The sequence below is a fragment of the Cupriavidus necator A5-1 genome, assembly GCF_000744095.1.
Taxonomy (GTDB): Bacteria; Pseudomonadota; Gammaproteobacteria; order Burkholderiales; family Burkholderiaceae; genus Cupriavidus; species Cupriavidus necator_A.
In genome coordinates this window covers 4,138,263-4,151,789 of the sequence record NZ_JQLI01000008.1, presented here as the reverse complement: position 1 = coordinate 4,151,789, position 13,527 = coordinate 4,138,263, and the positions used below count along the sequence as shown (strand labels likewise).

Here is a 13,527-nt window from a genome sequence, read left to right as displayed (position 1 = left end):
CGATTTCCGGTTCAACCAAGACAAGCAACGTGGGTTTCCAAGTACCTCTGATGCGGCACGCAACACGCATGCTCGCCCGTTCCATCACGGGCGCGGCGCTGGTGCTGGCCCTGGCGCAGCCGACGCTGGCGCGGCAGGCGCAGACCGAAGGGATGGGAACCATTGCAGTGCAGCAGTTGCCCAACGATGCACGGCAGACCCTGGACCGCATCGAAGCCGGCGGCCCTTTCCTGTATGACAAGGACGGGTCCCGATTCGGCAACTACGAACGCATCCTGCCGCAAAGAGAACGCGGGTATTACCGCGAATACACGGTAAAGAGTGCCAGAAGCCGGAACCGGGGAGCCAAGCGGATCGTATGCGGCGGGGAACAACGCGCTGCCAACGATTGTTACTACACGGAAGACCACTACAACAGCTTCAAACGGATAATCAAATGATGACTGACATTTTCGGATTGGGCGACGCCCTTGCCGCCCGCGAAGAGCGCGGCGCCGGAGATGGCTGGCAGCGGGCTCAGCAGCAGGCCCAGAACCTATACGACAACGTGCTGATGATGCCGCGCCAAGAGCTGACGCACAAACTCCCGCCCGCGACCGCGCCCGTGGCCATGCCGACCGGTGCCGGCTGGGCAGACGGCACCAGCGAGGGGGCCATGAACCTGTTCAAGACGGTGCGTCCGAACATCGTCCAGTCGATCCGCGCCTTCCGCGTGCCCGAGCTGGCCCAGGCGGCCGCAGATCTCGGCCAGCATTTCCTGTACGCCAACTGCGCGCATTGCGCCAGCAAGGCGGAGATCCTGGAAACGATCGCGACCTCGTTCACGTTCCCGAAGCACTTCGGCAAGAACTTCGACGCGCTGGCCGATTGCCTGACCGACATGATCTACAAGGCCGGCCCGCAGCCGGGCTTCGTGATCGTGCTGGAAGGCCTGCCGATCGCGCAGAAGTTCGACAAGGAAGGGCGCGAGGTGCTGCTCGACGTGTTCCGCGACGCCGCCGAGTTCTGGGGCGAGCGCAAGGTGCAGTTCCGGGTGTTCTACTCGTTCGCCTGATCGGCTGCACCGTGTTCCATGCAAAAAGCCCGCATCTGCGGGCTTTTTGCTTTCTGGCGGGGCGTCGGAACGCTATTCCTGCGCCGGGATATGCCCGTGCGGCGTCAGACGGTCGATCAGCTCCGGCAGCCCTTCGCTCAGTTGCGCCGCCACATCGTCCTGCGACATCCCGGTCGACTCCGCCAGCGATTCCAGCGCACCGGTATCGCCCAGCGCATTGCTCAGCGCCGACGGCATGACCGGCTGGTTGGCGCCGCTGCCGATCCACGAGTTGACCTGCTCGCCCAGCCCGGCCTGCCCCAGGATCTGCTGCAGCGCGCCGATGCCACCCGCGGCCGCGCCCAGCGCCTGGCTGTTGGCCGGGGCGCCGCCCTGACCGCTGAGCAGGCCGCCCAGCAGCGAGCCGAGGTCGAGCCCGCCGGTGGGGTTACCCGGCGTAGCGCCGGTGCCACCGAGCATGCCGCCCAGCAGGCCGCCGAGGCTGCCCAGTCCACCCAGGCCATCGTCGACCGGCGCCGCCGAATCACCCGCCGCGCCCGCATCGCCAGCCTCGCCGCGCTTGCGCATCGCCAGCATCGCCAGCAGCCCGAGCGCCATCATCAGCTTCGGATTGAGCCCGCCGGCACTGCCGTCCTCGCCGCGGGCGTTGCCGAGTTGTCCGAGCACGCCGCCCAGCACGCTATCGAGTAGTCCCATGGTCGACTCCTTTCAGTCAGGGTTGGCGCCAGCCGGAGTGGCTGTTGCCATCAGAATCCGCCCAGCAAGGCGTTGAGCGTCGCCAGGCAGGCCAGCCCGGCGGTTTCGGTACGCAGGATGCGCGGCCCGAGCGACACGCCCGTGAAGCCCGCCTGCCGTGCCGCGTGTTCCTCTTCCGGTGAGAGCCCGCCTTCGGGGCCGATCAGCAGCGTGACGCCGTCGGCGAGCAGCGCCTCGCGCCGCTCCGCGACGAACGCCGGCAGCGACTGCTCCGCGCGCGGCGACACCAGCAGCCGTGCCCCCGCGTCGCCGGACTGCACCAGCCACGTCTCAAAGTTAGCGACCGGCGCGACCGCCGGCAAGCGATTCCGCCCGCATTGCTCGCACGCGGCCTGCACCAGCGCCTGCCAGTGGGCCTGGCGCTTCTGAGCGCGCTCGCCCGACAGCCGCACCACCGAGCGCGTGGCTTGCAACGGCTGGATCGCACCGACGCCAAGCTCGACCGCTTTCTCGATCAGCCAGTCCATCTTGTCGCCGCCTGCCAGGCCCTGCGCCAGCGTGACGCGGAAGGGCGGCTCGGCCTCGGCGGTGTCATGCGCGCCGATGCGGGCCACGGCGTGGCGCTTGCCCAGCTCGACCAGCGTGGCCGCATGGCTGCCGCCGCGGCCATCGAACAGCGTGATGGCATCGCCCGGCGCCAGGCGCAGCACCTGGGCATGGCGTACCACGGCTTCGGGAAGGGAAAAATCGGATTCGGCGGCCAGGACCGCGTCCGCGCCGCCGACGAAGAAACGTGGAGCCATCAGCCTGCCTGCCCCGCCGATTGTTCTAGCGGCTTGCCGAAACCCCAGCGGTAGCCGTCGGGATCCTCAACCATGCAGTAGCGGTCGCCCCAGAACTGGTCGGCCGGGGCCATCAGGCTGACCGCGCCGGCGTCGACCGCGCGCTGGTGCATGGCGTCGACATCGTTGCAGTAGACATAGAAGGTCTGCGGGCATTCCACGCCCAGCGAGCGCGGCGTGCGCGCGGTGCTACCCCAGGCGCCCTCGGGCGCGAACATCACCACCAGTTCGCCCTGGTAGTGCATCTCTGCATGGGTCGGCACGCCGTTCTCGTCGACCACGTTGGCGGCGGTGAAGCCGAAGGCGCGGCTGTAGAAGTCAAGCGCGGCGCGCCCGTTGGCGACGGTCAGGTAGGGGGTGAGCCAGGGGGTGTTGGCCGGTCTGGTCATGATCGTCTCCTGGGATGCGGGAAACCCGGCGCGGCTGGCGCGCCGCGCGGTGCGAGTGTGCATCTTACGCGCGCGCGCTTGCGCTGTCGAAGTGCAGTGCAGTGGCGGCGGCGTCGCTCCGTAGGTGGAGGATCCCGCATGTTCGCGCTCGGATAGTTCCGACCGGATGGCTGGGGCAGGGGGAGCGGCATCGCCGGCACCCGGCGGCAGAGCGTCCCACCCACCCGTTAGCGGTGCCCGCCAGTCCGGAAAACCCCTTAGCTTCTGCTAAAATTGCGGTTTTCCCGCCGTCAGGCCCACGCCCGCTCACCGTCTCCGTCCAGCCCGCATGTCCGCCCTTGCCCATCCCGCAACAAGTCCTTTTGCTTCCCAGCCCGCCAAGCTGATGGCCGACGCCATCCGCGTGCTTGCCATGGACGCCGTCCAGCAAGCCAATTCCGGCCACCCCGGTGCGCCGATGGGCATGGCAGATATCGCCGTGGCGCTGTGGGGCCGACACCTGAAGCACAACCCGACCAATCCGCATTGGGCCGACCGCGACCGCTTCGTGCTGTCCAACGGCCACGGCTCGATGCTGATCTACGCGCTCCTGCACCTGACCGGCTATGACCTGCCGGTCGAAGAGCTGAAGAACTTCCGCCAGCTGCACAGCAAGACCGCCGGCCACCCGGAATACGGCATCACCCCGGGCGTGGAAACCACCACCGGCCCGCTCGGCCAGGGCATCACCAACGCGGTCGGCATGGCACTGGCCGAACGCCTGCTGGGTGAAGAATTCAACCGCCCCGGCTTCGACATCGTCAACCACCACACCTATGTCTTCCTGGGCGATGGCTGCCTGATGGAAGGCATCAGCCATGAGGCCTGCTCGCTGGCCGGCACGCTGAAGCTTAATAAGCTCATTGCGCTGTGGGACGATAACGGCATCTCGATCGACGGCGACGTGGTGCACTGGTTTGCCGACGATACCCCGAAGCGCTTCGAAGCCTACGGCTGGAACGTGATCCGCGGCATCGACGGCCATGACGTGACCGCCGTCGACATGGCCATCTCGCAGGCCAGGGCCAGCGACAGGCCGACCCTGATCTGCTGCCGCACCAAGATCGGCAAGGGCGCCCCGAACAAGGAAGGCGGCCACGACGTACACGGCGCCCCGCTGGGCGGCGCCGAAGTGCTGGCCACGCGCGAGGCGCTGGGCTGGGCCCACGCCCCGTTCGAAGTCCCGGCCGAGGTTTATGACGCCTGGGACGCCAAGGCCAACGGCCAGGCGCTGGAGCGTGCCTGGAACGCGCTGTTCGACGCCTACGCCGAGCGCCACCCGTATGAAGCCGGCGAATTCCGCCGCCGCATGAAGGGCGAGCTGCCGGGTTCGTTCGAAGCCGCCGTGGAAGCCTTCATCGCCAAGTGCGAGGACAAGGCTGAAACCATCGCCACCCGCAAGGCCAGCCAAAACACCATCGAGGCCTTGGCCCCGGTGCTGCCCGAGTTCCTCGGCGGTTCGGCCGACCTGACCGGCTCTAACCTGACCAACTGGTCGGGCACCAAGCCCGTGCGCGTCGATGGCTGGGGCAACCACATCAACTACGGCGTGCGCGAGTTCGGCATGAGCGCCGTCATGAACGGCATTACGCTGCATGGTGGCTACATCCCCTACGGCGCGACATTCCTGACTTTCTCGGACTACAGCCGCAATGCGCTGCGCATGGCGGCGCTGATGAAGATCCGCTCGCTGTTCGTGTTCACCCATGACTCGATCGGCCTGGGCGAAGACGGTCCGACCCACCAGTCGATCGAGCATGTCGCCAGCCTGCGCCTGATCCCGAACATGGACGTCTGGCGTACCGCCGACACCACCGAGACCGCCGTGGCCTGGGCCGAGGCGATCCGCCGCGAGAACGGCCCGAGCTGCCTGATCTTCAGTCGCCAGAACCTGCCGTTCCAGCGCCGCGACGACGCCACCCGCGCCAATATCGCGCGCGGCGGCTACGTGCTGCGCGACAGCGTGAACCCGAAGACCAGCCGCCCGGACGCCGTGATCCTGGCCACCGGCTCGGAAGTGGGCCTGGCCGTCGGCGCCGCCGACGCACTGGCCGCGGAAGGCGTGCATGTGCGCGTGGTCTCGGTCCCGGCCACGACGGTGTTCGACAAGCAGGACACCGCCTACAAGGCCAGCGTGCTGCCGGCCGGCGTGCCGCGCGTGGCGGTCGAGGCGGGTGTGACGGACTTCTGGTGGAAGTACCAGGTCCAAGCGGTGGTGGGCATCGACACCTTCGGTGAATCGGCCCCGGCCGGTGTGCTGTTCAAGCACTTCGGCTTTACCGTCGAGAACGTTGTCCGAACAGTAAAGGACACCCTTATCTAAGCATCCGGGCGCTGGAGCCGCGTGGTGCGCCGCGCGGCCCGTGCGGCGCCCACCGGTTTCAATCGATCCTCAGGAGAGACAGTCATGACCATCAAGATCGGCATCAACGGCTTCGGCCGCATCGGACGCATGGTGTTCCGCGCCGCCGTCGCCAACTTCAAGGACATCGAAGTCGTTGGCATCAACGACCTGCTGGAGCCCGACTACCTGGCATACATGCTGAAGTACGACTCGGTGCACGGCCGCTTTGACGGCGAAGTGTCGGTCGACGGCAACACCCTGGTCGTCAACGGCAAGAAGATCCGCCTGACCGCGGTCAAGGATCCGGCCGAGCTGAAGTGGGGCGAGATCGGGGCCGACGTGGTGGTCGAGTCGACCGGCATCTTCCTGACCAAGGAAGGCGCGCAGAAGCACCTCGACGCGGGCGCGAAGAAGGTGATCATGTCGGCCCCGTCCAAGGACGACACCCCGATGTTCGTGTACGGCGTGAACCACGAGACGTACAAGGGCGAGGCGATCATCTCCAACGCCAGCTGCACCACCAACTGCCTGGCGCCGGTCGCCAAGGTGCTGAACGACAAGTGGGGCATCAAGCGCGGCCTGATGACCACCGTGCACGCCGCCACCGCCACCCAGAAGACCGTTGACGGCCCGTCCAACAAGGACTGGCGCGGCGGCCGCGGCATCCTGGAAAACATCATCCCGTCGTCGACGGGTGCTGCCAAGGCCGTGGGCGTGGTGATCCCGCAACTGAACAAGAAGCTGACCGGCATGTCGTTCCGCGTGCCGACCTCGGACGTGTCGGTGGTCGACCTGACCGTCGAGCTGGAAAAGCCGGCCACATACGAAGAAATCTGCGCCGAGATGAAGGCCCAGAGCCAGGGCGCGCTCAAGGGTGTGCTGGGCTACACCGAAGACAAGGTCGTTGCCACGGACTTCCGCGGCGATGCACGCACCTCGATCTTCGACGCTGAAGCCGGCATCGCGCTGGACGGCACCTTCATCAAGGTAGTGAGCTGGTACGACAACGAGTGGGGCTACTCGAACAAGGTGCTGGAAATGGTTCGCGTCGCGGCCAAGTAATCCTGCAATCTTGCGGAACGAAAAACGCGCCTTCGGGCGCGTTTTTCTTTTTACGCCAGCGGGATATCAGCCGGCGGGGCGGGGCGCCAGCGGCCGCGCATCGACCGCCGCGCCATCGACCAGGAAATGGCCGCCGGCCACGTGGTGGATGGTGCGCAGGCCGTCATGCCCGTCGAAATGCCAGCGTCCGTTGCTGAACACGCGCGAGTCCGCCTGCGCGGCGACGACCTCGCCGAGGAACAGGTCATAGGTCTGCTGCGTGGCCGGCTCGTGCAGCAGCCGGCATTCCAGCCAGGCGGCGCAGCCCTCGAGCAGCGGCGCGCCGACCGTCGTGCCAGTGAAAGTCCCTAGCCCGTAAGCGTCGAACTTGTCGGTACCATCCTGCTCCATCAGCGCCAGGCCGGAGCTCGAGCCGAGAGTCTCGGTCAGGTCGACCTGGCTGACGGTAGGCACCTGCAGCACGAATTCGCCGCTCTCTTCCAGCAGCTTGCGGGTCCAGGTGCTCTTGTCCAGCACCACCGCTACCTTGGGCGGGGAGAAATCCAGCGGCATGGCCCAGGCGGCGGCCATGATATTGCGCTTGCCGCCGGCTGCGGCGCTGACCAGCACGGTCGGGCCGTGGTTCAGCAGGCGGTAGGCTTTCGGCAGTTCGACGGGAAGGCGGAAATGTGCGGAAGCGGGCGCGGGCTCGGACATGATGTCGTCAGAAAAGAATGATAAAAATGGAAGGCGGGGCGTCAATATACCCCCACCGTACATTGGCTGCTGCAATCCGGAAGTTGTACCTATATGCAGTCAATAGCCTAAAAATTTCGGTATTTTTCAGAAAAATGACCTCGACAGCCCCTTCAAAAATGCCGAATTTGCTTTCCGAGCATGTTTTTTCCTCTTACACTATTAAGACGTTGTTGAAATCTGATGTGCAGCCAGTGCAAGTGGTGGGGCCATCTTTGCTAAGAAAAATCTGACCGGGGCCTGATCATGGTGAACGTAGACACAAAGCTTTTAGTGATCTTCACCGAGCTGCTGAGTAAGCGGAACGCCACTTACGTTGCGGAAAAAATGCATATGACTGCGCCCGCGGTGTCGCATTCGCTGGGCAGGCTGCGCGAAATCTTTGACGATCCACTCTTCATCCGCGTTCCGCACGGCCTCACGCCGACGCCGCGCGCGCTCGAGCTGGGCCCCAAGATCCGCGACATGCTGGACCTGTGGTCGTCGATCAACGAGGGCGACGCGGACAATTTCGATCCGGCCATCGCCACCGGCACGCTGAGCATCGGCTTTGCCGCCGAGCTCGGCGATACCGTATTCAACCGCTTCGTGCTGCGCATCAAGCAGCTGGCGCCGGACCTGCATATCAAGCTGGTCGAGTCCCATTCCTGGGAAACCGACGTGGCCTCGATGCGCGCCAATGAGCTCGACCTGGCATTTTCACCGTTCCCGACCCGGCATCCGGAAATCGTCGAGGAAATGGTGACGTCGCTGAACCTGTGGGTTTGCGCGCGCAAGAATCATCCGGTGCTGAAGAACCACTGCACGCTCGAGCAATACCTGGATTGTGGCCATATCTTCATGGCGCATTCCGGTGGAGCGGGGCGCCCGGCGCCGTCGCTGATCCCGCTCGACTACGCGCTGCAGCAGCGCGGGCTCAAGCGCAACGCGACGCTGACCGTGCATTCCTGGCGCGCCCAGGCCGAACTGGCCGCGCAGACCGACATGATCTTCACGGTCAATGCGCTGACCAAGGACATGGCCTGCGAGACGTATGGGCTCAAGGCCTTCCCGCTGCCGGCGGAGCTGAACACCACGCTGGGCCTGAACATGTTCTGGCACCGCAGCCGCAATACCCACCCGATGCTGGTGTGGGCGCGCAACCTGTTCCGCCAGGTAGTGGGCGAGTTCGTCGGCCTGCCGCCGGCGCGTCCCGCGCGCGTGGTGACCGAGCAGGACCTGCAGGCGCCCTGAGCGGGCTCGCTGCCATAAAAAAACCGGCGCCTGGCGCCGGTTTTTTTATTTGCCGTCATCTGCCGCGAAGGGCGTGCCGGCTTATCGTTTGGGTCTGTGGGGACAGTTTGTTTTGGTGCAGTTGCCGTACAGCGACAGTGCGTGTTCCTGCAGGGTAAAGCCGCGCTCGCGCGCAATGCTTTGCTGGCGGTGCTCGATCTCGGAATCGAAGAACTCCTCGACACGGCCGCAGTCGAGGCACACCAGGTGGTCATGGTGCTTGCCTTCGTTGAGCTCGAAAATCGCCTTGCCCGATTCGAAGTTGTTGCGCGACAGCAGGCCAGCCTGCTCGAACTGCGTCAGCACGCGGTAGACGGTGGCCAGGCCGATATCCATATGCTCGTTCAGCAGGATACGGTAGACGTCTTCCGCGCTCAGGTGCCGCTGTTCGCTGGTCTGAAAAATTTCAAGAATCTTCAGCCTGGGCACGGTCGCCTTCAGGCCAATGTTCTTGAGGTCCGCCGGACTCGGCATGGGCGTGACTCCCTAGAGTACAATGTCTCGATAGTTGAATCATAAGGGTTTTGGCAGCAAAAGTCGCCCGCGGCCGCGATGTCCGAGCCAGGCATCCCGCGCCGGGCAGTGTTGCCTTCCCATGTGGTTGCCGCGGCAGGCGCCCCGTGCGCATGTGGTGCAACCGGCGCAATATGGCGCCGGCGTTGTCCCAGCCCGCGGCACTTTTCCTTTCCCTCCCCGGAAGCGAGATACATGCGTTATACCCGTTCGTCCGCCATGCGCCCGACGCTGGTTGTTTCCCTGCTGGCCGCGGCCCTGCTCGCCGGCGCCTGCTCGGCCTACGATTCCACCTCGCGCAAGGTAGCCAACGCCATCACGCCGTACCGGATCAATATCGTGCAGGGCAACTTCATCTCGCGCGAAGCCGCCTCGCAGTTGCGCGAAGGCATGACGCGCGACCAGGTCAAGTTCCTGCTCGGCACGCCCCTGCTGACCGATGTGTTCCACGCCAACCGCTGGGACTACGTGTTCTCGTTCCGCCGCGGCAATGCCTCGGTGGTGCAGCAGCGCCGCTATACGGTATTTTTCGATGGCGACCGGCTGGTCAAGTTTGGCGGCGACGAGCTGCCCTCCGAATACGAGCTGATCGCCGAAATCGACGGCATGAAGAAGGCGCTGAAGGACCAGACGCCGGGCAAGATCTCCACCACCAGCGCGGCGACTGCCCAGGCCGAGCCGCAGACCACGGTGGAGAACTTCGTGCCGCGGCAGGCACAGCAGCAGCCGGCACCGGAAGCGGCCGCGGGCGCCGCGGCTCCGGCTCCGGCACCGGCTCCGGCACCGGCGGCTGACGCTGCTGCACCGGCAGCCGCCCCGGCACCGGCCACCGCGCCGGCCGAGGCCGCCAAGCCGGCCAACTGATCCGCCGAATCGCGCCGGTCGCGGCGCGCCCCAGTTTCCCGGGCCGGTCAGGCATGACCGGCTCGTTCACTTTCCGCGCATTGCGCACATTCCGCTGAGCCAGACACCATGAACATCGCCATTGCAGGCGCATCCGGCCGCATGGGCCGCATGCTGATCGAACACGTGCTGAACACCGAGGGCGTGAGCCTGGCGGGCGCGCTCGACGTGCCGGGATCGCCGGCGCTGGGCCAGGACGCGGGCCTGTTGCTGGGCCGCGATACCGGCGTGGCCATCACCGCCGACGTCGAAGCCTGCCTGAAGGGGGCCGACTGCCTGATCGACTTCACCCGTCCCGAAGGCACGCTGGCGCACCTGGAAGTGGCAAAGAAGCTGGGCGTGAAGATGGTGATCGGCACCACCGGCTTCGACGACGCCGGCAAGGCCGCGCTGGCCGACGGCGCGAAGTCGGTCGGCATCGTCTTTGCCGCAAACATGAGCGTGGGCGTCAATGCCACCTTCAAGCTGCTGGAAGTGGCGGCCAAGCTGCTGTCCAGCGGCTATGACATCGAGGTGATCGAGGCCCACCACCGCTTCAAGGTCGATGCCCCGTCGGGCACCGCGCTGAAGATGGGTGAAGTGATCGCCGATGCGCTCGGCCGCGACCTGAAGACCTGCGCCGTCTATGCCCGCGAAGGCCATACCGGCGAGCGCGACCCCAACTCGATCGGCTTTGCCACCGTGCGCGGCGGCGATATCGTCGGCGACCACACCGTGATGTTCGCCGGCATCGGCGAGCGCATCGAGATCAGCCACAAGTCGTCCAGCCGCCAGTCGTATGCCGACGGTGCCGTGCGCGCCGCCCGCTTCCTGGCCGACAAGCCCACCGGCCTGTTCGACATGCAGGACGTGCTCGGCCTGAAGTAAGGCGCAGCCGTGGGGCGCACGGGCCGCAAGCCGGCTTGCGCCCACGGTTATAATCGACTGCTTTCGCATTGCACGTTGGCGGGCGCCGCAACCGCGGGCGCCCGCTGCCCACATTCCAACGATTCCCCCGGATGCCGGCAGGCCAGTAGCCGCGCAGACGTTGTCCTGACTGTTGTCCCGACCATGCAAGACAAATACCTTCCTTCCGCCGTTGAACAAGCCGCCCAGCAGCACTGGCAAGCCGTCGACGCCTATCGCGTGTCGGAGCATGCAGCCGGGCCCGACGGCAAGGAAAAGCCCAAGTTCTACGCCTGCTCGATGCTGCCGTATCCGTCGGGCAAGCTGCACATGGGCCACGTGCGCAACTACACCATCAACGACGTGATGGCGCGCTACCTGCGCATGAACGGCAACAACGTGCTGATGCCGATGGGGTGGGACGCCTTCGGCATGCCGGCGGAGAACGCCGCGCTGAACAACGCTGTGGCACCGGCGGCCTGGACCTACGACAACATCGCTTACATGAAGAAGCAGATGCAGTCGATGGGCCTGGCGATCGACTGGTCGCGCGAAATCGCCACCTGCAGCCCGGACTACTACCGCTGGAACCAGTGGCTGTTCCTGAAGATGCTGGAAAAGGGCATCGCCTACCGCAAGACCGGCACCGTCAACTGGGACCCGGTCGACCAGACCGTGCTGGCCAACGAGCAGGTCATCGACGGCCGCGGCTGGCGCTCGGGCGCGGTGGTGGAAAAGCGCGAGATCCCGATGTACTACCTGCGCATCACCGACTATGCGGAGGAACTGCTGGGCGACCTCGACGGCCTCGGCTGGCCCGAGCGCGTCAAGGTGATGCAGCAGAACTGGATCGGCAAGAGCGTGGGCGTGCGCTTTGCCTTTACCCATGACATCCCGGGCGAGGACGGCAAGCCGATCCACGACGGCAAGCTGTACGTCTTCACCACGCGCGCCGACACCATCATGGGCGTGACCTTCTGCGCGGTCGCCGCCGAGCACCCGCTGGCCACGCACGCCGCGCTGGACAACCCCGAGCTGGCTGCCTTCATCGACGAATGCAAGCACGGCTCGGTCATGGAAGCCGACATGGCGACCATGGAGAAGAAGGGCATGCCGACCGGGCTGCAGGTCGTGCACCCGCTGACCGGCGAGAAGGTCGACGTCTGGGTCGGCAACTACGTGCTGATGAGCTACGGCGACGGCGCCGTGATGGGCGTGCCGGCGCACGACGAGCGCGACTTCGCCTTCGCGCTCAAGTACAAGCTGCCGATCAAGCCCGTCATCGACGTGAAGGGCCAGTCGTACTCGACCGAAGCCTGGCAGGAGTGGTACGGCGACAAGGAAAACGGCACCTGCGTCCACAGCGGCAAATACGACGGCCTCGGCTACCAGGCCGCGGTCGAGGCGATCGCCGCCGACCTGGGCGCCAAGGGCCTGGGCGAGAAGAAGGTGACCTGGCGCCTGCGCGACTGGGGCATCTCGCGCCAGCGCTACTGGGGCACGCCGATCCCGCTGATCCACTGCGACAGCTGCGGAGTGGTGCCGGTGCCGGAGAAAGACCTGCCGGTGGTGCTGCCCGAGGACCTGGTGCCGGACGGCACCGGCAACCCGCTGGCCAAGGACCCGCGCTTCCTGCAGTGCACCTGCCCCTCGTGCGGCAAGCCGGCGCGCCGCGAGACCGACACGATGGATACCTTCATCGATTCGTGCTGGTACTACATGCGCTATACCTGCCCGGACGCGGCCACCATGGTCGACGGCCGCAACGACTACTGGATGCCGATGGACCAGTACATCGGCGGCATCGAGCACGCGATCCTGCACCTGCTGTACGCGCGCTTCTGGACCAAGGTCATGCGCGACATGGACCTGGTCAAGTTCGACGAGCCCTTTACCAACCTGCTGACGCAGGGCATGGTGCTCAACGAGACCTACTATCGCGAAGACGCCTCGGGCAAGAAGCACTGGTACAACCCGGCCGAGGTCGACCTGCGCACCGACGAGCGCGGCCGCCCGCTGGGCGCCACGCTCAAGGCCGATGGCCAGCCGGTGGTGATCGGCGGCGTGGAGAAGATGTCGAAGTCCAAGAACAACGGCATCGACCCGCAGGCGCTGATCGACCAGTACGGCGCAGATACCGCGCGCCTGTTCGTGATGTTCGCCGCGCCGCCGGAGCAGCAGCTGGAATGGAGCGGTTCGGGCGTGGAGGGCGCGTCGCGCTTCCTGCGCCGCGTGTGGAACTACGGTTACGCCAACGCTGCAGCGCTGCGCGACGGTGCCGGCAGCGCGCCGACGGCCGACGATGCCGACCTGCGCCGCGAGATCCACGGCGTGCTCAAGCAGGCCAACTACGACTACCAGCGCATCCAGTACAACACCGTGGTTTCCGCCACGATGAAGATGCTGAACGCGCTGGACGACGCCAAGAACGCTTCGCCGGCCGCGCGCCGCGAGTGCTTCGGCATCCTGCTGCGCGTGCTGTACCCGGTGGTGCCGCATATCACCCACGGCCTGTGGGAGCAGCTGGGCTACGCCGCCGAAGCCGGCGATCTGCTCGACGCGCCGTGGCCGCAGGTCGATGAAGCCGCGTTGGTGCGCAGCGAGATCGAACTGGTGCTGCAGGTCAATGGCAAGGTTCGCGGCAGCATCACCGTGCCGGCCGACGCCGACCGCGCCGCCATTGAGGCAGTTGCTGCCGCCAGCGAGACCGTGGCCAAGTTTGCCGAGGGCAACGCGCCCAAGAAGATCGTGGTCGTGCCCGGCCGCCTGGTCAACGTTGTGCTGTAAGGGCCT

General features: G+C 66.0%; 13 protein-coding genes. 8 read left to right on the top strand and 5 right to left on the bottom strand.

The window, feature by feature from the left end:
* Positions 1-68: 68 nt before the first annotated feature.
* Both K307_RS43315 and K307_RS43310 read left to right on the top strand, forming a co-directional pair.
* Positions 69-440 carry a ribonuclease domain-containing protein gene (locus K307_RS43315; protein WP_042887202.1) on the top strand — a complete coding sequence of 124 codons (372 nt, stop codon included), beginning with the start codon at positions 69-71 and terminating at the stop codon, positions 438-440.
* On the top strand, positions 437-1,054 hold the full coding sequence (locus K307_RS43310) for a barstar family protein (RefSeq protein ID WP_042887201.1): 618 nt from the start codon (positions 437-439) through the stop codon (positions 1,052-1,054). The genes K307_RS43315 and K307_RS43310 overlap by 4 nt, the downstream gene beginning before the upstream one ends.
* 72 nt (positions 1,055-1,126) lie before the next feature.
* Here K307_RS43310 and K307_RS43305 read toward each other — a convergent pair whose 3' ends face one another.
* From K307_RS43305 to K307_RS43295, 3 genes are read right to left on the bottom strand one after another with little or no spacing between them, the layout of a single operon-like run.
* Entirely contained in the window at positions 1,127-1,750 is a 624-nt protein-coding gene (locus K307_RS43305; RefSeq protein ID WP_042887199.1) for a YidB family protein, read from the bottom strand.
* A 50-nt stretch (positions 1,751-1,800) separates the two neighbouring features.
* Positions 1,801-2,553, bottom strand: a complete 753-nt coding sequence (locus K307_RS43300; RefSeq protein WP_042887198.1) for a 16S rRNA (uracil(1498)-N(3))-methyltransferase — start codon at positions 2,551-2,553, stop codon at positions 1,801-1,803.
* Positions 2,553-2,981: a VOC family protein gene (locus tag K307_RS43295; RefSeq protein ID WP_042887197.1), complete on the bottom strand. Its 429-nt coding sequence runs from the start codon at positions 2,979-2,981 to the stop codon at positions 2,553-2,555. The genes K307_RS43300 and K307_RS43295 overlap by 1 nt, the downstream gene beginning before the upstream one ends.
* A gap of 328 nt (positions 2,982-3,309) precedes the next feature.
* On the opposite strand from K307_RS43295, the gene tkt reads away from it, so the two are divergent.
* Positions 3,310-5,343: a transketolase gene (tkt, locus tag K307_RS43290; RefSeq protein WP_196251665.1), complete on the top strand. Its 2,034-nt coding sequence runs from the start codon at positions 3,310-3,312 to the stop codon at positions 5,341-5,343.
* An 84-nt stretch (positions 5,344-5,427) separates the two neighbouring features.
* A complete protein-coding gene (gene gap / locus K307_RS43285; RefSeq protein ID WP_042887193.1) occupies positions 5,428-6,426 on the top strand; it encodes a type I glyceraldehyde-3-phosphate dehydrogenase in 999 nt (332 codons plus the stop codon).
* Positions 6,427-6,492: 66 nt separating this feature from the next.
* Here the strand turns inward: gap and K307_RS43280 are convergent, their stop codons facing one another.
* A complete protein-coding gene (locus tag K307_RS43280; RefSeq protein WP_042887192.1) occupies positions 6,493-7,122 on the bottom strand; it encodes a flavin reductase family protein in 630 nt (209 codons plus the stop codon).
* A 285-nt stretch (positions 7,123-7,407) separates the two neighbouring features.
* On the opposite strand from K307_RS43280, the gene K307_RS43275 reads away from it, so the two are divergent.
* Positions 7,408-8,394, top strand: a complete 987-nt coding sequence (locus K307_RS43275; protein ID WP_042887191.1) for a LysR family transcriptional regulator — start codon at positions 7,408-7,410, stop codon at positions 8,392-8,394.
* Between the two features lie 81 nt (positions 8,395-8,475).
* Here the strand turns inward: K307_RS43275 and fur are convergent, their stop codons facing one another.
* Positions 8,476-8,907: a ferric iron uptake transcriptional regulator gene (gene fur, locus K307_RS43270; RefSeq protein ID WP_022536566.1), complete on the bottom strand. Its 432-nt coding sequence runs from the start codon at positions 8,905-8,907 to the stop codon at positions 8,476-8,478.
* Positions 8,908-9,141: 234 nt separating this feature from the next.
* Here fur and K307_RS43265 point away from each other — a divergent pair, with 234 nt between their 5' ends.
* The 3 genes from K307_RS43265 (at position 9,142) to leuS (ending at position 13,521) form a co-directional block, all read left to right on the top strand.
* Positions 9,142-9,810, top strand: a complete 669-nt coding sequence (locus K307_RS43265) for an outer membrane protein assembly factor BamE (protein ID WP_042887190.1) — start codon at positions 9,142-9,144, stop codon at positions 9,808-9,810.
* A 108-nt stretch (positions 9,811-9,918) separates the two neighbouring features.
* The gene (gene dapB, locus K307_RS43260) at positions 9,919-10,716 is read left to right on the top strand and encodes a 4-hydroxy-tetrahydrodipicolinate reductase (RefSeq protein WP_042887189.1); all 798 of its coding nucleotides are present in this window, start codon (positions 9,919-9,921) and stop codon (positions 10,714-10,716) included.
* A gap of 183 nt (positions 10,717-10,899) precedes the next feature.
* The gene (gene leuS / locus K307_RS43255; protein WP_042887188.1) at positions 10,900-13,521 is read left to right on the top strand and encodes a leucine--tRNA ligase; all 2,622 of its coding nucleotides are present in this window, start codon (positions 10,900-10,902) and stop codon (positions 13,519-13,521) included.
* Positions 13,522-13,527: the final 6 nt, after the last annotated feature.

Excerpts from the sequence above, each read along its gene's own strand:
- K307_RS43305 (WP_042887199.1), bottom strand. The coding sequence starts at position 1,750 with ATGGGACTACTCGATAGCGTGCTGGGCGGCGTGCTCGGACAACTCGGC.
- K307_RS43315 (WP_042887202.1), top strand. The coding sequence starts at position 69 with ATGCTCGCCCGTTCCATCACGGGCGCGGCGCTGGTGCTGGCCCTGGCG.
- dapB (WP_042887189.1), top strand. The coding sequence starts at position 9,919 with ATGAACATCGCCATTGCAGGCGCATCCGGCCGCATGGGCCGCATGCTG.
- tkt (WP_196251665.1), top strand. The coding sequence starts at position 3,310 with ATGTCCGCCCTTGCCCATCCCGCAACAAGTCCTTTTGCTTCCCAGCCC.
- K307_RS43300 (WP_042887198.1), bottom strand. The coding sequence starts at position 2,553 with ATGGCTCCACGTTTCTTCGTCGGCGGCGCGGACGCGGTCCTGGCCGCC.
- K307_RS43280 (WP_042887192.1), bottom strand. The coding sequence starts at position 7,122 with ATGTCCGAGCCCGCGCCCGCTTCCGCACATTTCCGCCTTCCCGTCGAA.
- fur (WP_022536566.1), bottom strand. The coding sequence starts at position 8,907 with ATGCCGAGTCCGGCGGACCTCAAGAACATTGGCCTGAAGGCGACCGTG.
- K307_RS43275 (WP_042887191.1), top strand. The coding sequence starts at position 7,408 with ATGGTGAACGTAGACACAAAGCTTTTAGTGATCTTCACCGAGCTGCTG.
- leuS (WP_042887188.1), top strand. The coding sequence starts at position 10,900 with ATGCAAGACAAATACCTTCCTTCCGCCGTTGAACAAGCCGCCCAGCAG.
- K307_RS43265 (WP_042887190.1), top strand. The coding sequence starts at position 9,142 with ATGCGTTATACCCGTTCGTCCGCCATGCGCCCGACGCTGGTTGTTTCC.
- gap (WP_042887193.1), top strand. The coding sequence starts at position 5,428 with ATGACCATCAAGATCGGCATCAACGGCTTCGGCCGCATCGGACGCATG.
- K307_RS43310 (WP_042887201.1), top strand. The coding sequence starts at position 437 with ATGATGACTGACATTTTCGGATTGGGCGACGCCCTTGCCGCCCGCGAA.
- K307_RS43295 (WP_042887197.1), bottom strand. The coding sequence starts at position 2,981 with ATGACCAGACCGGCCAACACCCCCTGGCTCACCCCCTACCTGACCGTC.